This is a genomic window from Aliivibrio sp. SR45-2 (genome assembly GCF_963890165.1).
In the GTDB taxonomy this organism is placed as follows: domain Bacteria; phylum Pseudomonadota; class Gammaproteobacteria; order Enterobacterales; family Vibrionaceae; genus Aliivibrio; species Aliivibrio salmonicida.
In genome coordinates this window covers 184,741-207,101 of sequence record NZ_CAWPRC010000150.1, presented here as the reverse complement: position 1 = coordinate 207,101, position 22,361 = coordinate 184,741, and the positions used below count along the sequence as shown (strand labels likewise).

The window sequence follows — 22,361 nt, the reverse complement described above, 5'->3', positions numbered from 1 at the left end:
ATCATACACCTCTTTAGGGGTAAAAGTGTTAAGTTGATCACTTTTATAGTCTAGTTTTTGCAAAATATTTCAAATTGAGATAATGCTCTCATTAGTTGTTAATATCTTTACTTTATAGGTTATATAACTGCTACTTGAGTTAATGAAATTGATGGCTGTTTACATTCTTTTACAGTCTTTTTTCTTGAAAAGAGAGTTGATGTGCCGCATCTATTATAATAGAGAAAGAAAAAGTGAATAGGTCATAAGGCCTGCTACACTACGACTACTATATTGAACCCTATTGAGGTGAACCGTGTTTCCTATTTTATTAGTGATGTTTATTTTTGTTCCTATCATTGAAATTGCCTTATTTGTGCAAGTAGGAGGCATGATCGGAATGTGGCCGACGATTGCGTTAGTGCTAATCACTGCCTTTGTTGGGGCATCTCTGGTTCGTAGCCAAGGCATTCAAACGTTAATGTCTGTTCAATCAAAAATGCAGCAAGGTGAATTGCCAGCACAACAAATTGTTGAAGGCGTTATGCTTGCCGTATCTGGTGTTTTATTACTGACTCCCGGCTTTATGACGGATGCGTTAGGAATGTTGATTTTATTACCAGCCCCACGTGCAATGCTTGCAAAACAAATCATGAGTCGTGTAAAAGTGAATGGCCTTGGTGGTTCGCAAGGTGGCTTCCATGCTGGTTTTGGTCAACATGACCCATTTGGTCAAGCGAATCAGCAGGATCAACAGGGCGATGTGTTTGAAGGTGAGTTTCAACGTAAAGAAGACGATCCGAATAAAACATTGAAATAATGAAATAATGAAATAAAAAAAGCCGCGTTATCACTCTCTATAAATAGACGTCGATAACGCGGCTTTTTTAATGGATAAATTTTTTCTATTAGCGTCTTAACCAAGAACGAGGGTTTTGTGCTTTACTGTTACGACGGATTTCAAAGTACAATGAAGGTCTGTCTTGACCACCACTATCACCAACCACCGCAATGGTTTCTCCTGCTTTCACTTTATCGCCTTCTTTCTTCATTAAACTTTGGTTGTAACCATATAGCGTCATGTCACCTTTACCGTGATCAATCAATACCATCAAGCCATAGCCACGTAACCAATCAGCAAAGACCACTTTACCAGAGTAGACCGCTTTTACGGGTTGGCCGTAATCACTCGCAAGAACCATTCCTTTCCAGGTTAATTGTCCGGTTTGTTTAGTACCAAAGCTGTGCAATGTTTTTGCACCACTCACAGGCCAAGGTAGACGACCTTTTTGACGGGCTAATCCATCCATCGGTACATTGTTTTGAGCTTTTGCTTTTGCGATGGCAACTTTTAAACGTTTTTCATTTTGTTGAAGCTCATTTAAGTATCCGTTTTCGTTTGAAATACGTTTTTTGATACTTGAAACGGTTTGTTGACGTTTATTCTGAGAACCTTGTAGGGTCGATTTCTCTTTTTTATATTGAGCGACTAACTCACTTTGACGCTGCTGCTGCTTAATGAGGGCAGCTTCTTTTTCCTCAAGTTGTACGGTTGTAAATTCAAGTTGAGAAATAGCGCCGACACGAGCTTCTGATAATCGTTGTGCATATTGAGTCATGCGGTCAACTTTTGTCACGTCATCACCACTGAGAACGTTAGACAGTTGATTATTTCGACTGATGAGATAATAGTTAACGAGCAGGTCTTTGAGTACTTCTGTCTGTCCAATCTGTTGTTGAGTCAATTCAGATTGTTGTTGCTTAAGTGTCGTTATCGATTGTTTTAGGCTTGATAATTCACTTTCTGCGTTACGGATTTTAGTCGAGGCACTCGCAATAGAGACTTCGTGTTTTTTAAGACTTCTTTGAAGGCTAGATAACTCTTTTTTCTGTTTGTTTAATACTGTGCTTTGACGAGATATTTCTTGTTTCATTCCTTTTAACTCTGCGTCATTTGCATGGGCAGTCGCAGGGATTGAAATCATCAGGCACAGTAAAGCTGTCGTACAGAATTGACGACAAGAAAAAGGCTTAGTTAAAGAGTATATGTTCATCGTTGCATTATTTCAGATAGAGGGGACTCTGACTAGGCAGAGTTGGTGTTTGGTCTCAATTGTAAAACCAATATCACAGCATTTTCTTTGTATAACGCTGTTTCTTTATCCTTACTAGTCTATGAAGATACGCTAAGGTATACTTTCGCCTTAATTTTAGAGCCCATGGTAATGATGATATCTTATGATACGGAGTTGCCTTAAAAATCAGAGAATAGAATATGGAAACGTCAATCATCGATTTTGTAACCAACAACATGATTTTAGCTGTTGTATGGATTGGTATTGTTGTTGCGTTACTTCAGAACGTAGTTAAACAAAAAACAGCGGGCTACCAAGAAGTTGATTCAGCACAAACAACAACGTTAATGAACCGTGAAAACGCGATCGTTGTTGATGTTCGTTCTAAAGACGAATTCAAATCAGGCCACATTACGGATGCACGTCACATTTTACCAAGCGACATCAAAGCGGGTAACTTAGCAGGTCTTGAAAACTCAAAAACTACCCCAATTATTGTTGTATGTAAGACGGGTCAAACAGCTCAAGCTGCTGCAAATGATTTGCATAAAGCAGGTTTTGAGCAAGTTAAACTGCTTAAAAACGGTTTGATCTCTTGGAATGAAGCTAACTTACCGTTAGTTAAAGGCAAAAAGTAATTGTCGAATTCCTAGACAACTAATTCATTTTGATGTGATATCTGGCTCATTTTTTGGATATTACGAATGCAGAGTGGCATGACATCGTTATTCTGCGTTCATACTTATTGATATAAAGGACTTTCCCATGGCTGAAGCAGCACAACAAGAACAACAAAACTTTGCAATTCAACGTATCTTCTTAAAAGATGTTTCTTTTGAAGCGCCTAACTCTCCAAACATGTTCCAAAAAGAGTGGAATCCAGACGTTAAACTGGATCTTGATACTCAAAGTCGTGAACTTGGTGAAGGTGTTTACGAAGTAATCTTACGTTTAACTGTAACGGTTAAAAACGAAGAAGAAACTGCATTCTTATGTGAAGTTCAACAAGGTGGTATCTTTACTGCTGGTCAAATGGAAGAAGCTCAGCTAGCACATTGTCTAGGTGCATTCTGCCCGAACATTCTTTTCCCATACGCTCGTGAAACGATCTCTAGCCTAGTGGTTAAAGGTACGTTCCCACAACTTAACCTTGCGCCTGTTAACTTTGACGCATTGTTTATGAATTACCTACAAAACCAAGCTTCAGAAACCGCAGAAGCACCCGCTGAAGCGTAATTTTTGAAGAAAACCAGTTAATGATTTTTTCACTATTGACTGATTTGTAGAGAATAAATGCACTTTTTTATCTAATATGGTTTCTATATCTTCTATAGCTCCTATATTTTGATAACAAGTGCATTTTGTTTTTATTACCCTAGTATCTTTTGATACCAGTTTTTGGATGGTCACAATGACAACACAAAACGATTACTCTGATATTTCTATGACCGTACTTGGTGCCGGTTCTTATGGTACATCGCTGGCAATTTCGTTAGCTCGTAATGGCGCAAAAGTCATTTTATGGGGACACGAGAAAGCGCATATGGATCGTTTAGACGCTGATCGTGCGAATGAAGAATTTCTGCCTGGTGTTGTTTTTCCACCGTCATTATTTATGGAAACTGATTTAGAAAAAGCCGTTCAAGCAAGTCGTGATTTATTGGTGGTTGTGCCAAGTCATGTGTTTGGATTAGTGCTAGGTAATGTGAAACCGTTTCTACGTGAAGATTCTCGTGTGTGTTGGGCGACAAAAGGGCTTGAGCCTGAAACAGGTCGTTTATTAAAAGAAGTGGCAGTAGAAGCATTGGGTGAATCACACTCTCTGGCTGTCTTATCTGGACCTACTTTTGCTAAAGAACTTGCTTCTGGTATGCCAACCGCGATTGCTGTGGCGTCTCCTGATAAGCAATTTGTGAAAGATCTTCAAGAGAAAATTCACTGTTCAAAAACGTTCCGTGTGTATGCGAATAATGACTTCACTGGAATGCAACTTGGCGGTGCTGTGAAAAACGTGATCGCGATTGGGGCAGGTATGTCTGATGGCATTGGTTTTGGTGCAAATGCACGTACGGCATTAATTACTCGTGGCTTGGCAGAAATGACCCGTTTAGGTGTGGCATTAGGCGCTGAAGCGGAAACCTTTATGGGGATGGCTGGTCTTGGTGATCTTGTTCTTACTTGTACCGATAATCAATCACGTAACCGTCGCTTTGGTTTAGCGTTAGGTAAAGGTGGTGATGTTGATAGTGCACAAGAAGAGATAGGCCAAGTAGTCGAAGGCTATAGAAATACCAAAGAAGTATTTTTACTTGCAGAACGAATGGGTGTTGAAATGCCTATAGTTGAGCAAATTTATCAAGTATTGTATCAAGGGAAAGATGCAAGAGTTGCTGCGCAGGATTTATTAGCACGCGACAAAAAATCAGAATCGTAATTCAAGGATGGTATGAAGATGAATGAATGTAAGAAACACAAAGTATGGGAAAAAATTGTTCAGGAAGCGCGCGAGCAATCTGAGCAAGAACCCATACTTGCAAGCTTTTATCATGCCACCATCATTAAACATGAAAATTTAGCGGCGTCGTTAAGTTACATTCTTGCGAATAAATTAGCCACGGCTTCAATGCCTGCAATGGCGGTTCGTGAAGTGGTGGAAGAGGCGTTCGCCTCCGACCCAAGTATTACGGATGCGGCCGCGTGCGATATTTGTGCGACGGTAACTCGAGATCCTGCGGTTTCAATGTACTCAATGCCTTTATTGTACCTAAAAGGTTATCACGCGCTGCAAGGTTATCGTGTTTCAAACTGGCTATGGAAACAAGGACGAATAGCGTTAGCAACCTACTTACAGAATGAAATTTCTGTTGCATGCCAAGTGGATGTTCACCCTGCGGCTACCATTGGTAAAGGGATCATGTTTGACCATGCTACGGGCATTGTTATCGGCGAAACGGCTGTGGTTGAGAACGATGTTTCTATCCTTCAAGACGTAACGCTAGGTGGTACTGGCAAAGAGTGTGGTGATCGTCATCCTAAGATCCGTCAAGGGGTTATGATTGGTGCAGGCGCTAAGATTTTAGGTAATATTGAAGTTGGTGTCGGTGCGAAGATTGGTTCGTGTTCTGTTGTGCTTCAAGCGGTTCCACCTCATACGACAGTGGCAGGGGTTCCGGCCAAAATCGTGGGTCGCCCTAGTTCAGAGATGCCGTCTCTAGATATGGATCAACAATTTAATGGTAAGTCTCAGACGTTTATGTCTGGTGATGGTATTTAATCTCTGATTAAGTTAATTCATTTTATTACTTGTTTATATCGACAAAAAATAGCCACTTAATCGTGGCTATTTTTGTATTTGAACCGTGGGAAACGAAAAGCTATAGTCCGCCTTCAAAGCCCATTTGACGCCATGCTTCAAACACGATGATGGCCACTGAGTTTGATAAGTTCAAACTGCGACTGTCTGCCATCATCGGTATACGAACACGTTGCTCTATTGGTAAGCCATCAATTAAGTCTGCGGGTAAACCACGCGTTTCAGGACCAAACAATAGAACGTCCCCTTTTTGATAGCTTGGTGTCGTATGGTGACCTGTTGTTTTGGTGGTACAAGCAAAAATACGGTGCTCGCCTTCACTTTCATTTTCTAAGTAATCAAGAAACGCCGCATAATCTTTATGGCGTTTTACATGAGCTAAATCGTGGTAGTCCAATCCTGCTCGGCGTAATTTTTTTTCTTCTAGATCAAAACCTAATGGTTCAATTAAGTGCAAGTTGGCACCGCAGTTCGCAGACAAACGAATAATGTTACCTGTATTTGGTGCAATTTCAGGTTCGTATAGTGCAATTTCAAACATAATGTTGTCTTAATAAAATAGAAAGTGGTGTCAGTATATCCATGGTGTGTTTATCTTTCATCCACTTTTGAGAGAGATAGGCATCTACCTCTAAATTAATGAGATATTGGTAAAGATATTGTCATTCGCAATCCACCTAGAGGACTTTTACTCGCGAGTATTGTCCCGTTGTGCTGGCGAATCGCACTTTCTGTTATTGCGAGTCCCAAACCAGTACCGCCGCTACTTCTATCACGGGCGGTAGATACTCTGTAGAAAGGCTTGAAAATGTCTTGTAGCTCATCATCGGGAACCCCTTCGCCATTATCATCCACGTGAATGGTGATGGTTTTTTGGTTTTCCGTTAAATTAATAGTGATGATGTCATTGCCATACTTAATGGCATTTCGAATCACGTTTTCTACCGCACTCATTAACAGGTTTGGATTACCAAAAACGGCGATTTCTTCAAGGCCTGAATAAGTAAGATTTTTGTTTAAGTGTTCCGCTTCAAATTTTGCGTCTTCTAAAATATCAAACCACAGTGAGTACGCGTCTGTTTCTTCTCGTTCTTGATGGCTATTTACTTGAATTCGAGACAACTCTAATAGTTCCGATATCATTTGCTCAAGACGTTCTGCTTCCATATCGATACGTGATAATTCTGAGCTTTCCCCTTGTTTTCGAGTGGCAAGCGCGGTTGCCATTCGTAGTCGAGTCAGTGGGGATCTCAGTTCGTGAGAAATATCAGATAATAAGCGCTGTTGCCCAGAGATCATGGTATTTAATGAGCCGACCATTTGATTGAAGCTTTGTCCTGTTTTTCTGAATTCTTTAGGCCCTTTTTCTAAGCGTTTATCCTGTTCAAATTGACCTTTAGCAACGCGTTCAGCGGCTTTTTGTAATCGTCTTGCTGGTTGGCTTAATGCCCATGCAAGCCAAAGCAGAAAGGGGGTACTAATTAGCATGGTGACAAGCAGTAATTGTATTGGTCTATCAAGAATTCGAAGAATAAAAGGGGGAGGCTTTTTCCAATAGCGTCCGACGTACATATAAACCGTTTCTTTTGCGATAACGATATCAAATGGGCCTGCCATCATGGTTCTTGCATACAATTTCTGTTGTGGAAGCTTGGGATCATCCGATAAAGTTAAGAAATTCAATAAGGCTTTTTTTCTGCCTCGTAATTCTTTGGGTTTATCTAATATTTCGCCTGTTGGGGTAGTAAAAAACAGAGAGAGGCTCTCGTCGTGATTGTGTGCTTTGTGGCTGATCTCTTTTAATGTGGCTTTAAGATCATCACTCTCTGAGTATTTCCCTGTAATATAAGCCGCAATTTGGGTCATTTTACTGAGGTGATCGGCGGCAATATCATGGCGAGCACGAGGATCAAAATTGGGTCCAATGACTACGCCGATCAGAACAAGTAACAGTGTCAGCCAAAAAATGGCAAAAATACGGCCATAAAGACTAGAGAGTAGGGGAAAGGTTAGGTACTTTTTCACCTTATTTATTCCTCAACAAATAAGTAGCCACGACCACGCAGTGTTTTAATTCGTGGTTTTCCTTCAGCTAATGGAGGCAGTTTTTTTCTGAGATTAGAGACGTGCATATCAATTGCGCGATCAAAAGGTGCAAGGCGTTTTCCTAAGACTTCTAAGCTTAATTCTTCTTTTGAAATAATGGAACCTGGGTTTTGTATAAATTGAGCCAGTAACCCAAATTCAGTGCCTGTCAGATCAAGTAATTCCCCATGGCTGTAAGCTTCTTGCTTGCCTATAAATATCTCAATACCTTGATATTTAATGCCATTAGTGTGATTTTCTTTTGCTTTACCTTGAGTGCGACGCAAGATTGCTCTAATTCGAGCAAGTAGCTCTCTATCACTGAACGGCTTTGGTAGGTAATCATCTGCGCCTAACTCGAGGCCGATCACTCGATCAATTTCTTCGCCCTTAGCGGTCAGCATCAATACGGGAGTTTCGTTGGTTTCTCTCAGTTTACGTAACATGTCCATGCCGTTCATTTTAGGCATCATGATATCAAGTAAAATAAGGTCAAGATCATCGGTAATGGCGTTTAATCCCTCAATACCATTATTGGCTTCGACAACGGTGTAGCCTTCTAAGTTTAAAATATCTTTTAATAATGCGGTTAGCTCTACATCATCATCAACCAATAAAATCTTTGCCATTATTATTCACCTGAGTTATCTCTTATGGTCTTAGTATCGCCAAATATGGCGATGAATACCAATGTTGAAAATCACCTTTACGTTGATTTACGCATCAAGCACACAGCTTTACTTTACGTAAGCTATTATTACTCCATACCAAGCAGCAAGGCGCTGCCATTGACCGTAATACTATCTATCGTGGAGATAACATAATGAATATGATTAAAAAATTAGTTTTAGGTGCTGTTGTTCTGCCTCTTTCTTTAGCGTCGGCTTCTGCATTCGCTGCTGGTGGTAGCCACCATGAAGGCGGAATGAAAGGTAAAGGCATGCATGGCGAAGGTATGCACGGTGGCAAGTGTATGATGAAAGCCAATAAAAAAGCGTTTAAAGAATTAGATTTAACCGATGCACAAGAAGATAAATTAGATAAAATGCGTGATGATCGTAAAGCAGAACATAAAGCAAAAAAAGGGGAGAAACGTCAACCTACTGCTGAGATGAAAGCTGACCATGAAGCAATGCAAAATCTTATTTTAGCGGACAACTTTGATGAAGCGGCTGTTCGTAATCTAGCCGAGAAAATGTCAGAAAAACAAATTGATCGTCGTGTTAATATGATGAAAAAACGCCATGATATGATGAATATTTTAACACCAGAACAAAAAACAGAATTCAAAGCGAACCAAGATAAATACACGGCAGATTGCGCTAAATAATTACGCGAAATCTTAAGTAAATTAAAGCGAGTCTTTATGAATAATAAAGGCTCGCTTTTTTATTGCTTTCATTTTGTTAGGTATTTATTAACAAATGGAATAACGGTCAGCGAATTAAATCTTTATACTAGAGGATGATTTGTAAGTAATGGAAGAAACATGACTAAAAAATACGCCTCCTTAGTAACCATGGCCGCTTGGCTTGCAACGATTGTTGCGACTATCTTAATGTTAGTAAAGTTAGGAACATGGTGGGTTACCGGCTCAGTAAGTTTATTGGCGTCTTTGGTTGATTCATTACTTGATATGGCAGCATCTATCACCAATTTATTGGTTGTGCGTTACGCGCTTCAGCCACCAGATGAAGAACACAGCTTTGGGCACGGTAAAGCGGAATCACTGGCGGCATTAGCACAAGCGATGTTTATTTCGGGCTCGGCGTGTTTTTTATTGTTGAATGGCGTAGAGCGTTTCTTCCGCCCTCAAGACGTAATAAACCCTGAATTAGGTGTTTATGTGAGTGGTTTTGCCATCATATTGACCTTTGGGCTTGTCATGGTTCAGCAATGGGTCGTTAAGCAAACAGGCAGCCAAGCGATTGCTGCGGATTCATTGCATTATAAAACCGATCTTTTTATGAACGCGGCCATTATGTTGGCGCTTGCGTTAAGCTGGTATGGTTGGCATGAAGCGGATGCTATTTTTGCTTTGATTATCGGCATTTATATATTGATCAGTGCGTTTAAAATGGCGTATGAAGCGATTCAATCATTGCTTGATAGACAATTGCCGATTGAAGAATTAGAGCAGATAAGAGAAGCGTGTTGTCGTGTTGACGGGGTAAAAGGTATTCATGATTTGCGTACGCGTTTAGCCGGACCAACTCGATTTATTCAATTGCATTTAGAGTTGCCAGATCAAATGCCATTAGTCGAAGCACATATTATTGCAGATAAAGTGGAAGACGAACTTTTAACAGTATTTCCACATTCTGACATTATAATTCATCAAGACCCACTTTCAGTTGTGCTAGACTCAGGAAAAGATCAAACACAGATCCAGTAAGAATTAGTAGTATTATTAGCAATTATTGTTTTTTCGTAACAGAAAAATGAAATAGTCGTGATTGATTCTGATGTGAATCAACGAACTTTTTCAGTAAAATGGTAATACTCTTACATAAGAAAAAAAATTACAGATTATTAATGGCGAGTTGGTTAGGGAGTCGACTTGCTGTATTAAAAATTGAAATTGTCATTCCCAACCATATTTAGAGGGTAACCATGGTCAAGAAGATTGGTGTTTTAACAAGTGGTGGCGATGCGCCGGGTATGAATGCTGCAGTTCGTGGTGTTGTTCGTACAGCCTTAACGCAAGGTTTAGAAGTATTCGGTATTCATGATGGCTACTTAGGTCTTGTTGAAGATCGTATCGAGAAATTAGAGCGCCATAGCGTATCTGATATGATCAACCGCGGCGGTACATTTTTAGGTTCAGCACGTTTTCCTGAATTTAAAGAAGTGGCTGTTCGTGAAAAAGCGATCGCAAATCTTAAGAAACACGATATTGATGCCTTAATTGTTATCGGTGGTGATGGTTCTTACATGGGCGCTAAGAAGTTAACTGAGATGGGTTACCCATGTATCGGTCTTCCTGGCACTATCGATAATGATATTGCGGGTACTGACTACACAATTGGTTACTTAACGGCATTAAACACCGTTATTGATGCGATTGACCGTTTACGTGATACATCGTCTTCTCACCAACGTATTTCTATTGTAGAAGTTATGGGTCGTCACTGTGGTGATTTGACTTTAATGGCTGCAATTGCTGGTGGTTGTGAATATGTAATTACACCTGAAACGGGGTTAAACAAAGAAGCATTAATTCAAAATATCCAAGACGGTATTGCGAAAGGTAAGAAACACGCAATCATTGCGATTACTGAATTGATGACTGATGTAAACGCATTAGCAAAAGAAATCGAAGCAGAAACAGGTCGTGAGACTCGTGCTACGGTTCTTGGTCACATTCAACGTGGCGGTCAGCCTGGTGCATTCGACCGTATCTTAGCGTCTCGTATGGGTAATTACGGTGTTAAGTTGCTTGTTGAAGGTCATGGCGGTCGCTGTGTTGGTATCCAAAATGAACAACTTGTTCATCACGATATTATCGATGCGATTGAAAACATGCGTCGCCCTGAGAAGCTAGAACTTTATAAAGTAGCGGAAGAGTTATTCTAATTTAGAATACTGTTAAGTTATAAAAGAAAAACCGAAGTATAAGCTTCGGTTTTTTTATATCTGGAAAATAGGTCGATTTATATCGCTCTATTCTAAATATAAGTCGAGTGGTGTTTTGCTTTTTCGGCCACCAATCTCTCTTGCTAGTGTTGGTACAAGATAACCTGACACGTTTTCTATTAGCTCTGTCATTAATTCTTTCGCTTTTTCATCAGAGACAAAGAAATGTGCAGCACCTTGCACTTTGTCTAACACATGAAGATAGTAAGGTAAGATCCCTGCATCAAATAGCGCTTCACTTAAATTAGTTAAAGCCTCCGATGTGTCGTTAATGTCTTTTAGTAATACGCTTTGGTTTAATAACGTGACGTTTGCTTGTTTTAGTTGCGTCATTTTATCTGTGAAATAGGGACTAATTTCATTGGCATGGTTGATGTGCGTAACCAAAATAACTTGAAGTCGAGTCTCTGCACATAGGCGACACAATGTATCCGTAATTCGATTCGGAATGACAACAGGCAAACGGCTGTGAATACGAAGGCGTTTAATATGCGGTACTTTGTCGAGATGTTGAATTAACCATTCAAGTTCATGGTCTTTTGCCATCAAAGGATCGCCACCAGAAAGAATCACTTCATTGAGCTCAGGGTGCGCTGCAATATAGTTGATGGAATTTTGCCAGACTGATTTTCCGCCTTTATTATCTTCATAAGGAAAATGGCGACGGAAACAATAACGACAATTTACCGCGCAGCCCCCTTTCAATATTAGTAATACGCGATTTTTGTATTTATGAAGAAGACCGGGTTGTTCGTTGTCTTGTTCGTCAAGAGGATCGGTGGAATATCCGTCATGTACTTCGAATTCTTGATCTAAAGGCAATACTTGGCGTAATAAAGGATCAAAAGGGTTGCCAAACTCCATTCGATCGACAAAACTTGTCGGCACACGTAACGCAAATAACTTTTTCGCTTCTAATCCTTTCTCCCAAGGCGAGCTATCAATCCCTAGAGTTGAAAGCAGTTGATGAGGATCTGAGATAGCATTTGAGGTCTCTTTGAGCCAGTTTTGCTCAACAGGAGCGTCATTTCGGGTTATTATGTGTGACATTATTTATAACTCAACGATGTTAAGAGGAAATCATGGCGTCAGTAAGTACCAATGAATTCAAAGGCGGTTTGAAATTTATGTTTGATAACGAGCCATGCTCAATTATCGACAATGAATATGTTAAACCTGGTAAAGGCCAAGCATTCAACCGTGTAAAACTTCGCAAATTGCTTTCTGGTAAAACACTAGAAAAAACATTTAAATCAGGTGAAAGCTTTGAGCTTGCTGATGTTGTCGACGTAGAACTTGACTACTTGTACAGCGATGGCGAATTCTTCCATTTCATGAACAGCGTAAGCTTTGAGCAAATCGCTGCTGATGTTAAATCGGTTGGTGACACGGCTAAATGGTTAGTAGAAAACAACACTTGTACTGTGACTCTTTGGAATGATAATCCAATTACAGTGACACCGCCAAACTTTGTTGAGATTGAAGTGACTGAAACAGATCCAGGTCTGAAAGGTGATACTCAAGGTACTGGTGGTAAACCAGCTACATTAGCAACAGGCGCTGTTGTTCGTGTTCCGCTATTCATCGCTATCGGTGAAGTAGTTAAAGTTGATACCCGTACGGGTGAATACGTAGGTCGTGTGAAGTAATATCAAGTAGTCTTGGTATTTATACCAACCTAAATAGGTATGTGATTAACTACTTATCCAGATTGGTACTACACGTCAGAAAAAGGTCGCTTCGGTGGCCTTTTTTATTATCTAGTCGATATCATTTGGTATTACAGATACAAAAAAGGTTGGCATGATAGCCAACCTTTTTTTATTTATCTAAATTCAGATTAGATCATAAAGATAAACACAACAGAAAGAACGGTTGCTAGTGCTGCCGTAGCATAACAAGCGATTTTGCCTGCTGTTCCTGTGTGGAATTTAAGATCGTGCATACCATGGTGTACACGGTGCATTGCATGCCACATTGGCATTGAGATTGAACCAATCACAAATAATGCACCAATGATGCTTGTTACAAAACCAGCAACACGTAGGTAGTTCATTGATTCAGGACCGATCACGCCAAGTGGTACTAAAATACCAAGAACAAGGATTGTTACTGGTGTTAGCATTGCAAACCAAGTGCCGCCAGCACCGAATAAGCCCCACCATACAGGTTCGTCAGAACGCTTTGGATTAAGATTTACCACGATAACTCTCCTTAAACGATAACCAATACAAGTAATGTAATTGCTGCAACAGCAGCCCATTGTGCAAGCACAACCACTTTTTTATCTAGTGTTTTACCACCCAGACGAATCGGCATTACTTGCGGCATCATGCTAAAGAAAGTTTGAGCATGGAATAAGCTACCCGCTAAAGCAACAATGTTCAAAGCAACCACAATAGGGTTTGCCATGAAATCTAACCATGAAGCCCAAGCCAGTGGACCTTTTACTAAACTACCTAAACCAACAAGCAGACAGATAGTAAAGAAAATCAATGGAAGAATGGTTGCTTCACGCACCATGTAAAAACGGTAGAAAGGGTGATCTTTCCACCACGTACGTGTCATTTCGCGAACGTAAGGTTTACGGTTGCTCATCCTTATGCCTCCTGAGGTTTAAGCATTGCGATAAGAAAGTCTTGAGATGATGCGATCTTACCTTGGTTTACTGCCGCAGCAGGGTCAACGTGTTTTGGACATACTTCAGAACAGTAACCCACAAACGTACAACCCCATGCGCCATTGTCGCCATTAATTAATTTCATTCGTTCCGCAGAACCATGGTCACGGCTATCAAGATTATAACGATGCGCCATTGTTAACGCAGCAGGGCCAATGAATTCTGGATTAAGACCAAATTGAGGACAAGCAGCGTAACATAGACCACAGTTGATACAACCAGCGAATTGTTTGTATTTCGCCATTTGCTCTGGAGTCTGGTTATTTGGTCCTTGCTCTGGTGTTAAGTCATTACCAATGATGTAAGGTTTGATTGCTTCTAAACGCTCAATGAATGGCGTCATATCAACAATTAGGTCTTTCTCAATAGCAAAGTTTGCTAATGGCTCGATAGTTAACCCATCTGGGTAATCACGTAAGAACGCTTTACATGCAAGCTTAGGTACATTGTTTACCATCATGCCGCAAGAACCACAGATCGCCATACGACAAGACCAACGGTAAGACAGGTCTTTATCTAGGTTATCTTTGATGTAGCCTAATGCGTCTAATACTGATGTTGTATCATCACAAGGCACATCAAATGTTTGTAGATGTGGTTCTGAATCTGTCATCGGGTTATAACGCAGAATGTGTACTTTTTGGACTCTCTTGCCAGCTGTCATTATGCTTGCTCCTCTGCGTTTTTCGCCGCGGCAGCTTCTTCTGCTGCTGCTTTTTCTGCTGCTTCACCATATAGGCGAGCTTTTGGTTGAGATTTTGTGATGGTTACGCCACTGTACTTGATTGTTGGCGCTGCATCTTCGTTGTAATACGCTAATGAGTGTTTTAAGTAATTCACATCATCACGTTCTGTACAACCTTCATCTAAACGTTGGTGTGCACCACGAGACTCTTTACGTTGAATGGCAGAGTGAGCCATTGCTTCAGCAACTTCAAGGCCGTAACCCACTTCGATAGCGTATAAAAGGTCAGTATTGAATACTTTTCCTTTGTCTTTGATGCTGATGTTTTTGTAACGTTTTTTCAGCTCAGCCAGTTTATCAACCGTATCTTGCATTTCGTGCTCTTTACGGTAGATACCACAGCCCGCTTCCATTGAGTGACCCATTTCAGTACGGATATCAGCCCAGTTTTCATCGCCTTTTTGTGCTAGTAAAACATCAATGCGAGCTTCAACAGCTTCGATTTGAGTTTGGATAGAAGCATCGTTCCAAGTTGTGAATTCAGCGGCACGTTCAGCGGCTTTTTCACCAGCAAGACGACCAAATACAACAAGCTCAGCTAGAGAGTTTGAACCTAAGCGGTTTGCACCGTGAAGACCAACAGATGAACATTCACCAACCGCGAATAGGCCTTTGATGTTTGTTTCGTTGTTCTTATCCGTTTCAATACCACCCATGGTGTAGTGAACAGTAGGGCGAATTGGGATTGGTTCTTTAGCTGGATCAACGTTAACGTAAGCTTTTGATAGCTCACAGATAAACGGAAGACGCTCATTTAGGTATTCTTCACCTAGGTGACGAAGATCCAAATGCACTACATCACCCAGTGGGTGTTTAATAGTGTTGCCTTTTTGAAGTTCATGCCAAAATGCTTGTGAAACTTTGTCACGAGGACCCAATTCCATGTATTTGTTCTTTGGCTCACCGATAGGTGTTTCTGGACCCATACCGTAATCTTGTAGGTAACGGTAACCATTTTTATTGATCATGATACCGCCTTCACCACGACAACCTTCAGTCATCAAGATGCCAGTACCTGGTAAACCTGTTGGGTGATATTGTACGAATTCCATATCACGTAGAGGTACACCATGACGGAATGCCATAGCCATACCATCGCCAGTTACGATACCGCCGTTAGTATTACAGTGGTAAACACGACCTGCGCCACCCGTTGCTAATACAACAGATTTTGCTTTAATACAGATAAGTTCGCCTTCAGCCATGTGAATAGCAATCAAACCTTGAACTTGACCATCTTCAACAAGAAGGTCAACAACAAAATATTCGTCAAAACGATTGATTTGAGGGTATTTCATTGAAGTTTGGAACAGAGTATGAAGCATGTGGAAACCGGTTTTATCGGCAGCAAACCACGTACGTTCAACTTTCATACCACCAAAACGACGAACGTTAACTTCGCCATTTTCTTTACGGCTCCAAGGACAACCCCATTGTTCTAATTGAGTCATCTCGCGGTATGCATTTTTTACAAAGTATTCAACAACATCCTGTTCACACAGCCAATCACCACCACCAACGGTATCGTTGAAGTGATTGTCTAGTGTATCTTCTTCCTTGGTCACGGCTGCGGATCCACCTTCAGCGGCAACAGTGTGCGAACGCATTGGGTAAACTTTTGAGATTAGAGCAATGTTTAGCTCTGGGTTCGCTTCTGCTGCTGCTATAGCGGTACGTAGACCTGCACCGCCCGCGCCGATCACTGCAATATCTGTGGTTATAGTTTTCACAGTTATTCTCCGGGATAAAAGATAAAAAATTAAATTAATCATGCAAATATGATCAATTATGTGAATCTAGCCTGCTCATGTGACAAAAAAGAGCAAATAATAACTTAAAAATTCTGATGCCTATTCTAAGTGAGCTTTTAGAATAAAAATTGATATGGATAAAGTTTTGTAGTGCAAGTACCACTAATGGGGTGGTTTCTTGCGAATAATGTGATCTCCGTCAACTAGTTACAGCTGTTAATTTTGGCGTTAAATTGTAGGTAAGTTGTTGCTTTGTAAGTGATAGTGATTCTTATCGGACGTGTATCCCCTTGAAGATTAAGGGTATTTATAAAGTTAAAAAATAGGTAACCTTGAAATCGGTTATCAGGTATCATTTTGGATAAGTTTTTCTAATGTATAAAGTTATGACTAGTCAAAACTGGATGCCTAGCGCATCAATTGAACAATTACAGCAACGTGCTGATATCCTTGCTTTAATCCGATCATTCTTCTATGAGCGAAAAGTGATGGAAGTGGATACGCCGGCAATGAGTCATGCAACCGTGACGGATGTGCATCTTCATACGTTTCAAACTGACTTTGTTGGTCCGGGTTACGCTGATGGCGTACATCTGTATTTTATGACCAGCCCAGAGTTTCATATGAAGCGATTACTGGCGGCGGGCAGTGGTGCTATTTATCAAATTAATAAAGCCTTTCGTAACGAAGAAGCAGGGCGTTTTCATAACCCTGAATTTACGATGTTGGAATGGTATCGCCCAGCGTTTGATCATCACCAATTGATGGATGAGATGAACGAATTGCTTAAACTTGTTTTAAAATGTGATGATGCTGAGCGAATGACGTATCAGCAAGCTTTCATTAACGTGCTTGGTGTTTGCCCATTAGAAGCGTCGATGGATGAACTTAGAGTTGTTGCAGCATGTTTAGGCTTGTCTGACATCGCTGATGTCGAAGAAGATCGAGATACATTATTACAATTGCTATTTAGCATGGAAGTTGAGGAGAAAATAGGGCAAACGGTGCCTGTTTGTGTTTATGATTTTCCGGCTTCTCAAGCAGCACTTGCTAAAATCAATCCGGAAGATCCTAGAGTTGCAGAACGATTTGAGGTGTATTTTAAAGGGATTGAGTTAGCGAATGGGTTTCATGAGCTCGATAATGCAAAAGAACAACTCGCTCGTTTTGAAGATGACAATGCGAAACGAAAATCAATGGGCTTAATTGAACAACCGATTGATTATCATTTGATTGCGGCATTAGAAGCAGGCTTTCCTGATTGTGCGGGTGTGGCGTTAGGCATTGATCGTTTGATCATGTTAGCGATGGGAGAAAAGCACATCGATCAAGTGATGGCTTTCCCTTTTGATAGAGCGTAATACCAATAAACAGAAGTGCTTGAGCATTAATTACATGGATTGGTATAACAACTGATACGGGTAATTAATGGATTAGCTAACGATAAGTCCAGTGCCAATTACCGCCAAACAAGCACCCAACCACGCAAAGCGGTTCGGTGCTTTTTTTGTGTATAGCCACAATAAAGGCAAAATGATAATCGGTGTGGTGGAAGAAAGTAAGGCAACCATGCCTACATTTCCTTCTTGTAAGGCATATAAGATTAATGTCATGCCGACGGTCATCGCCAGAAAGCCATTTAAGGCAACAATACCTAATATACGTAGATTAATCGGAGTAATAGGGCGTGAGATAGGTAAGTTAGTCATTCTTAATAGACTGTGGGCGCCAAAAGCTGAGGCCATTCGAATCGCTGAAGCAGCAATAGGGTCAGCACTGGTTAGCATCACAGGCTTTGCGATCACGCCACCAAGCGCTTGGCAAAAAGCGGCCAGTAAACCCAGTGCGATTGCGATCCAAATATTTCCTTTTACTTCCTCCCATGTATCTTGGTTATTTGTTTTTTTCCCAAAGAAAATAGCAATGGAGACGCCAGAAAATACAGAGATGGCACCGATAAGTTCCCACCCTTGTAAGGTTTCATTGAATAACCAATAGCCGAGAATAGCGGAAAATAAGGCATGGCAAGAAAAGAGTAATCCGGCTTGTCGAGGTCCCATACGATTAAAGCAGGCAAATAAGGCGGTATCGCCGATAAAAATACCGATTAATCCTGAGAGTATCATTGGGTATAGGTGTTCAGATTCAATTGATAGCCACCCCCCGGTAAACCACGCAAGGCTCGATAACATTATCGTGACACAACCCATGCGCCAGCGACTATAAGCGAATGCGCCAAGGTGGCGAGCGGGTGCAACGGAGATCATGCTCGATAGTGCCCATAGACAAGCTGCTCCGAGTGCTAGCCATTCATATCCCATTTCCATTCCATCGTGTGGTTTATCCCAATCTTTAGCTTATCTGAAGTTTGGTTTTGTTCAATAAAAGAATGAATCACTTATTTTCGACATATATTGCCATGAGAGAGGTTACTAGGAAGGGAGATGAATAGATAAAAAAATAGCGAACACAAGGTTCGCTATTTACTGCTTATTTTACAGAAGCTGATTATTTTGCAATGTGAGCAAATGGAGTACCTAAACGAGTTGGGACGCCATTTTTCATTGATTCATCAAAGGTAATTGAATTAGGAGCAAATAAGTTAATAACCGTAGAGCCTAATTTAAAGCGACCCATTTCCTCACCTTTCTTAAAGCAAATTACATCATCGCCAGAAAGTGGGTAGTGCCATGTTTTAACTGCGGGGCCAGTCGGTGGTGTAACCGTATCTGCCCATGTCGTTTCAATACTACCAACGATAGTTGCACCGACTAAGACTTGCGCCATCGGACCAAATTCAGTATCAAAAATACAGACAACACGTTCATTACGAGCAAATAAATTAGGAACGTTTTCTGCTGTTAATGGATTCACTGAGAATAAATCGCCAGGAACATAAACCATTTTGCGTAATGTCGCATCGCATGGCATGTGAACACGATGATAATCGCGCGGAGATAAATACAGAGTTGCGAATTCGCCACCCATAAATTCTTCCGCTAATTCCGCGTCGCCACCCAGTAACTCTTGAGCTGAGTAAACGTGACCTTTTGCTTGAACTAATTGGCCATCGGTAATTGGGCCAAATTGACTTACGCAAGCATCTGCAGGGTGAGAGATAACATTCTCATCGTCATTAATTGGGCGTGCGCCATCTTCTAATTCACGAACAAAAAAGTTATTGAATGTAGAATATGCTTCAGGATCCGGGTTTTTAGCTTCGCTCATTTCAACGTTGTATTGTTTAATGAACCACTTAATTACCGCAGTTGTTAACCACCCCATTTTTGCTGATGCTAATTTGCCAGCCAAACGAGTAAGTGCATGTTTTGGAGTTAAATATTGTAACCCGATTTTTAAATTATCTGACACGTTGTTTGCCTACTAGTTATCAATTAAGGTAAATGTTACCACATCTTTACTTAGTTTATTAATCGGCTTTTCTGCTGCGAGAAAATTGGCGGTTCGCTTTATTTTCAGACATGCTTTCAATGATTCGGTGATAGCTATCAAAACGAAGTTTCGCAATTTTACCATTAGAGACGGCTTCTTGAAGAAGACAGCCGGGGTCATCTTTATGCGTACAGTCTCTAAACTTACAGCCACCAATAAAGTCTTTAAACTCGACAAACGAGGCGGTAACTTCTTCTTTCTCTAAATGCCATAAGCCAAATTCACGAACTCCTGGGGAATCGATAAGATCGCCACCATGTGGGAAGTGATACAGACGAGCGGCAGTCGTAGTATGTTGACCAAGACCTGAGTTTTCAGAGACAGCGCCTTCCATAATTTCAAGTTCAGGCATTAATGCATTTACAACACTTGATTTACCAACACCAGATTGACCAACAAAAATATTAATATGATCTTTTAATTCGGCTTCAAGTTCTTGAATACCATAGCCCGATTCTTTACTGACAAATTTTACTTTATAGCCAATATCTTCATATAAACTCAGAATTTGTCTCACATCAATAAACTCTTTTTCAGAAAGTAAATCAACTTTGTTGAGGACAATTAATGGCTTTATTTTAAGTGTTTCAGAAGCGATTAAGTAGCGATCAATAATGTTAAGTGACAATTCAGGAAGAATAGAAGAAACAATCACCATTTGATCAACGTTGGCCGCCACGGGTTTAATACCATCGTAATAATCTGGGCGAGTTAGCATAGAGGTTCGTGGTTTTACCGCTTCAACAACACCTGAAATACCAGCAAGAACCTCAGTACCTGGACGCCAAATAACACGATCGCCAGAAACTAAGCTTTCGATACCTCGACGTAAATTACAACGATGTATTTCTTTGCTGTCTGGATCTTCGATATCCGCATGTTGACCAAAGCGAGTAATAACTAACCCTTCTTTAGCCGCTTCTAATGAAGATTCATCCCACTCGACAGTGGTTTTTATTTTTTCAATACGTTTGCTTTGATTTGAACGTACTCGGCGTACTTGGCCTTTAGTTAGTTTTTTCTTCTTTGCCACGAAATGATTTCACTTGTAGGTTGGCTTTCAGTTTTATGTTGAAAGATAAATCGGCCCGCGTATCATACCCTTTTTAGTTACAAAATAGGCAACTCTCTATGGCAATTAATGATCAAAACCTGATTTGGGTAGATTTGGAGATGACAGGCTTAGATCCTGAAACTCATAAAATCATCGAAATCGCATCCATTGTAACTGATGCTCAGCTAAATATTTTAGCAGAAGGGCCTGTTATTGCTATTCATCAATCAGAAGGTGAGTTGGCTAAGATGGATGACTGGTGTACCAATACACATACTAATAGTGGTTTGGTAGCGAGAGTAAATGCAAGCGAACATGATGAAGCGTCAGCCATTGAAGAAACAATTGCGTTTCTTGAAAAGTGGGTACCAAAAGGTGTATCGCCAATTTGTGGTAACAGCATTGGCCAAGATCGTCGTTTTCTTTATAAGCACATGCCAAAATTGGAAGAATATTTCCATTATCGTTATGTTGATGTGAGCACAATTAAAGAGCTTACTCGCCGTTGGAAACCTGAAGTACTTGATGGCTTTGAAAAAACAGGGACACATTTAGCATTAGATGATATCCGTGAATCTATCGCTGAATTGAAGTATTACCGTAAAAATATCTTCACAATTTAACGAACTAGATCAATTTGATGGTTTGTTGAGCGAATTTTGCGGGTTTTAAAGAAATTTCGTTTTTTTTTCAAAATCCGCTTGCATCATCACGTTTTACTCGTATAATTCGCAGCCTCTGAACGAGGAGCTACTCCTTATCAGAATGCGACACTAGCTCAGCTGGTAGAGCGCAACCTTGCCAAGGTTGAGGTCACGAGTTCGAGCCTCGTGTGTCGCTCCAATTTCTTTTTGAAATTGGCTTAAAGTCTCATTGTACTTAACAATGCATCCGGACGCGGGATGGAGCAGTTTGGTAGCTCGTCGGGCTCATAACCCGAAGGTCGTAGGTTCAAATCCTGCTCCCGCAACCATATTTTGATTTAATGCTTTTATGGCGTTAATCATGTAATATTCGGTTCGATTGAAAGCTTCGCATTAGTTGAGGTTTCCAGAATCTGGTATTACGATATTTTTACTTACTAAGTAAAAATGGCATATAGTTTCATTGTACTTAACAATGCATTCGGACGCGGGATGGAGCAGTTTGGTAGCTCGTCGGGCTCATAACCCGAAGGTCGTAGGTTCAAATCCTGCTCCCGCAACCACATTTAGATTGAATGCTTTTATAGCGTTGATCATGCGACACTAGCTCAGCTGGTAGAGCGCAACCTTGCCAAGGTTGAGGTCACGAGTTCGAGCCTCGTGTGTCGCTCCATTTTCTTCTTAAGAAACGTAAGTTTCTTCTCGAAAGTTGAATTTGGAAATAAAGTTCCCATTGTACTTTGAACAATGGCATCCGGACGCGGGATGGAGCAGTTTGGTAGCTCGTCGGGCTCATAACCCGAAGGTCGTAGGTTCAAATCCTGCTCCCGCAACCACATTTAGATTGAATGCTTTATAGCGTTAGATCATGCGACACTAGCTCAGCTGGTAGAGCGCAACCTTGCCAAGGTTGAGGTCACGAGTTCGAGCCTCGTGTGTCGCTCCA

23 protein-coding genes and 6 tRNA genes are annotated in these 22,361 nt (G+C 40.8%); 17 read left to right on the top strand and 12 right to left on the bottom strand.

Features of this window, described 5'->3' with window-relative positions:
* Nucleotides 1-295 precede the first annotated feature (295 nt).
* On the top strand, nucleotides 296-799 hold the full coding sequence (locus AACV33_RS09900; protein ID WP_017022856.1) for an FxsA family protein: 504 nt from the start codon (nucleotides 296-298) through the stop codon (nucleotides 797-799).
* Between the two features lie 88 nt (nucleotides 800-887).
* Here the strand turns inward: AACV33_RS09900 and AACV33_RS09895 are convergent, their stop codons facing one another.
* On the bottom strand, nucleotides 888-2,033 hold the full coding sequence (locus AACV33_RS09895; RefSeq protein WP_023604496.1) for a murein hydrolase activator EnvC family protein: 1,146 nt from the start codon (nucleotides 2,031-2,033) through the stop codon (nucleotides 888-890).
* A gap of 221 nt (nucleotides 2,034-2,254) precedes the next feature.
* Here AACV33_RS09895 and AACV33_RS09890 point away from each other — a divergent pair, with 221 nt between their 5' ends.
* The 4 genes from AACV33_RS09890 to cysE all read left to right on the top strand — a co-directional run bounded on the left by AACV33_RS09890 (nucleotide 2,255) and on the right by cysE (nucleotide 5,328).
* On the top strand, nucleotides 2,255-2,692 hold the full coding sequence (locus AACV33_RS09890; protein WP_012551239.1) for a rhodanese-like domain-containing protein: 438 nt from the start codon (nucleotides 2,255-2,257) through the stop codon (nucleotides 2,690-2,692).
* A 127-nt stretch (nucleotides 2,693-2,819) separates the two neighbouring features.
* Complete coding sequence (gene secB / locus AACV33_RS09885; RefSeq protein ID WP_017022854.1) at nucleotides 2,820-3,290, top strand: protein-export chaperone SecB; 471 nt, start codon at nucleotides 2,820-2,822, stop codon at nucleotides 3,288-3,290.
* A 166-nt stretch (nucleotides 3,291-3,456) separates the two neighbouring features.
* Complete coding sequence (gene gpsA / locus AACV33_RS09880; RefSeq protein ID WP_065609326.1) at nucleotides 3,457-4,488, top strand: NAD(P)H-dependent glycerol-3-phosphate dehydrogenase; 1,032 nt, start codon at nucleotides 3,457-3,459, stop codon at nucleotides 4,486-4,488.
* An 18-nt stretch (nucleotides 4,489-4,506) separates the two neighbouring features.
* Nucleotides 4,507-5,328, top strand: a complete 822-nt coding sequence (gene cysE / locus AACV33_RS09875; protein WP_012551236.1) for a serine O-acetyltransferase — start codon at nucleotides 4,507-4,509, stop codon at nucleotides 5,326-5,328.
* A 100-nt stretch (nucleotides 5,329-5,428) separates the two neighbouring features.
* Here cysE and AACV33_RS09870 read toward each other — a convergent pair whose 3' ends face one another.
* From AACV33_RS09870 to AACV33_RS09860, 3 genes are all read right to left on the bottom strand, one after another.
* Nucleotides 5,429-5,908, bottom strand: coding sequence for a tRNA (cytidine(34)-2'-O)-methyltransferase (locus AACV33_RS09870; protein WP_182699272.1), 480 nt, complete (start codon nucleotides 5,906-5,908; stop codon nucleotides 5,429-5,431).
* 95 nt (nucleotides 5,909-6,003) lie between these two features.
* Nucleotides 6,004-7,392: an envelope stress sensor histidine kinase CpxA gene (cpxA, locus tag AACV33_RS09865; RefSeq protein WP_065609311.1), complete on the bottom strand. Its 1,389-nt coding sequence runs from the start codon at nucleotides 7,390-7,392 to the stop codon at nucleotides 6,004-6,006.
* A 5-nt stretch (nucleotides 7,393-7,397) separates the two neighbouring features.
* Nucleotides 7,398-8,081 carry a response regulator gene (locus tag AACV33_RS09860; RefSeq protein WP_017022849.1) on the bottom strand — a complete coding sequence of 228 codons (684 nt, stop codon included), beginning with the start codon at nucleotides 8,079-8,081 and terminating at the stop codon, nucleotides 7,398-7,400.
* Between the two features lie 194 nt (nucleotides 8,082-8,275).
* On the opposite strand from AACV33_RS09860, the gene AACV33_RS09855 reads away from it, so the two are divergent.
* The 3 genes from AACV33_RS09855 to pfkA all read left to right on the top strand — a co-directional run bounded on the left by AACV33_RS09855 (nucleotide 8,276) and on the right by pfkA (nucleotide 11,028).
* The gene (locus AACV33_RS09855; protein ID WP_017022848.1) at nucleotides 8,276-8,782 is read left to right on the top strand and encodes a CpxP family protein; all 507 of its coding nucleotides are present in this window, start codon (nucleotides 8,276-8,278) and stop codon (nucleotides 8,780-8,782) included.
* 159 nt (nucleotides 8,783-8,941) lie between these two features.
* The gene (gene fieF / locus AACV33_RS09850) at nucleotides 8,942-9,847 is read left to right on the top strand and encodes a CDF family cation-efflux transporter FieF (protein WP_182699271.1); all 906 of its coding nucleotides are present in this window, start codon (nucleotides 8,942-8,944) and stop codon (nucleotides 9,845-9,847) included.
* Between the two features lie 218 nt (nucleotides 9,848-10,065).
* Complete coding sequence (gene pfkA / locus AACV33_RS09845) at nucleotides 10,066-11,028, top strand: 6-phosphofructokinase (protein WP_012551230.1); 963 nt, start codon at nucleotides 10,066-10,068, stop codon at nucleotides 11,026-11,028.
* A gap of 87 nt (nucleotides 11,029-11,115) precedes the next feature.
* Here the strand turns inward: pfkA and epmB are convergent, their stop codons facing one another.
* The gene (gene epmB / locus AACV33_RS09840; protein WP_182699270.1) at nucleotides 11,116-12,138 is read right to left on the bottom strand and encodes an EF-P beta-lysylation protein EpmB; all 1,023 of its coding nucleotides are present in this window, start codon (nucleotides 12,136-12,138) and stop codon (nucleotides 11,116-11,118) included.
* Nucleotides 12,139-12,170: 32 nt separating this feature from the next.
* Here epmB and efp point away from each other — a divergent pair, with 32 nt between their 5' ends.
* Entirely contained in the window at nucleotides 12,171-12,737 is a 567-nt protein-coding gene (efp, locus tag AACV33_RS09835; protein WP_012551228.1) for an elongation factor P, read from the top strand.
* Between the two features lie 191 nt (nucleotides 12,738-12,928).
* On the opposite strand, the gene frdD is transcribed toward efp, so the two are convergent.
* From frdD to frdA, 4 genes are read right to left on the bottom strand one after another with little or no spacing between them, the layout of a single operon-like run.
* Nucleotides 12,929-13,291: a fumarate reductase subunit FrdD gene (gene frdD, locus AACV33_RS09830; protein WP_017022845.1), complete on the bottom strand. Its 363-nt coding sequence runs from the start codon at nucleotides 13,289-13,291 to the stop codon at nucleotides 12,929-12,931.
* Between the two features lie 11 nt (nucleotides 13,292-13,302).
* A complete protein-coding gene (gene frdC / locus AACV33_RS09825; RefSeq protein WP_012551226.1) occupies nucleotides 13,303-13,686 on the bottom strand; it encodes a fumarate reductase subunit FrdC in 384 nt (127 codons plus the stop codon).
* A 2-nt stretch (nucleotides 13,687-13,688) separates the two neighbouring features.
* Nucleotides 13,689-14,432 carry a succinate dehydrogenase/fumarate reductase iron-sulfur subunit gene (locus tag AACV33_RS09820; protein WP_012551225.1) on the bottom strand — a complete coding sequence of 248 codons (744 nt, stop codon included), beginning with the start codon at nucleotides 14,430-14,432 and terminating at the stop codon, nucleotides 13,689-13,691.
* Nucleotides 14,432-16,243, bottom strand: coding sequence for a fumarate reductase (quinol) flavoprotein subunit (gene frdA / locus AACV33_RS09815; protein WP_023604500.1), 1,812 nt, complete (start codon nucleotides 16,241-16,243; stop codon nucleotides 14,432-14,434). The genes AACV33_RS09820 and frdA overlap by 1 nt, the downstream gene beginning before the upstream one ends.
* Nucleotides 16,244-16,650: 407 nt before the next feature.
* On the opposite strand from frdA, the gene epmA reads away from it, so the two are divergent.
* A complete protein-coding gene (gene epmA / locus AACV33_RS09810) occupies nucleotides 16,651-17,625 on the top strand; it encodes an elongation factor P--(R)-beta-lysine ligase (protein WP_182699269.1) in 975 nt (324 codons plus the stop codon).
* A 72-nt stretch (nucleotides 17,626-17,697) separates the two neighbouring features.
* Here the strand turns inward: epmA and AACV33_RS09805 are convergent, their stop codons facing one another.
* The 3 genes from AACV33_RS09805 to rsgA all read right to left on the bottom strand — a co-directional run bounded on the left by AACV33_RS09805 (nucleotide 17,698) and on the right by rsgA (nucleotide 20,750).
* The gene (locus AACV33_RS09805; protein ID WP_182699268.1) at nucleotides 17,698-18,585 is read right to left on the bottom strand and encodes a DMT family transporter; all 888 of its coding nucleotides are present in this window, start codon (nucleotides 18,583-18,585) and stop codon (nucleotides 17,698-17,700) included.
* A gap of 187 nt (nucleotides 18,586-18,772) precedes the next feature.
* A complete protein-coding gene (asd, locus tag AACV33_RS09800; protein ID WP_017022842.1) occupies nucleotides 18,773-19,636 on the bottom strand; it encodes an archaetidylserine decarboxylase in 864 nt (287 codons plus the stop codon).
* Between the two features lie 58 nt (nucleotides 19,637-19,694).
* On the bottom strand, nucleotides 19,695-20,750 hold the full coding sequence (gene rsgA / locus AACV33_RS09795) for a small ribosomal subunit biogenesis GTPase RsgA (RefSeq protein ID WP_023604503.1): 1,056 nt from the start codon (nucleotides 20,748-20,750) through the stop codon (nucleotides 19,695-19,697).
* A gap of 98 nt (nucleotides 20,751-20,848) precedes the next feature.
* Between rsgA and orn the strand changes: the two genes are divergently transcribed.
* From orn to AACV33_RS09760, 7 genes are all read left to right on the top strand, one after another.
* The gene (orn, locus tag AACV33_RS09790; protein WP_017022840.1) at nucleotides 20,849-21,394 is read left to right on the top strand and encodes an oligoribonuclease; all 546 of its coding nucleotides are present in this window, start codon (nucleotides 20,849-20,851) and stop codon (nucleotides 21,392-21,394) included.
* 144 nt (nucleotides 21,395-21,538) lie between these two features.
* A tRNA-Gly gene (locus tag AACV33_RS09785) sits at nucleotides 21,539-21,614 on the top strand.
* 53 nt (nucleotides 21,615-21,667) lie between these two features.
* Nucleotides 21,668-21,744 (top strand) — tRNA-Met (locus AACV33_RS09780).
* 157 nt (nucleotides 21,745-21,901) lie between these two features.
* Nucleotides 21,902-21,978: transfer RNA gene (locus AACV33_RS09775), tRNA-Met, on the top strand.
* A gap of 34 nt (nucleotides 21,979-22,012) precedes the next feature.
* Nucleotides 22,013-22,088, top strand: a tRNA-Gly gene (locus tag AACV33_RS09770).
* 86 nt (nucleotides 22,089-22,174) lie between these two features.
* Nucleotides 22,175-22,251, top strand: a tRNA-Met gene (locus AACV33_RS09765).
* A 34-nt stretch (nucleotides 22,252-22,285) separates the two neighbouring features.
* Nucleotides 22,286-22,361 (top strand) — tRNA-Gly (locus tag AACV33_RS09760).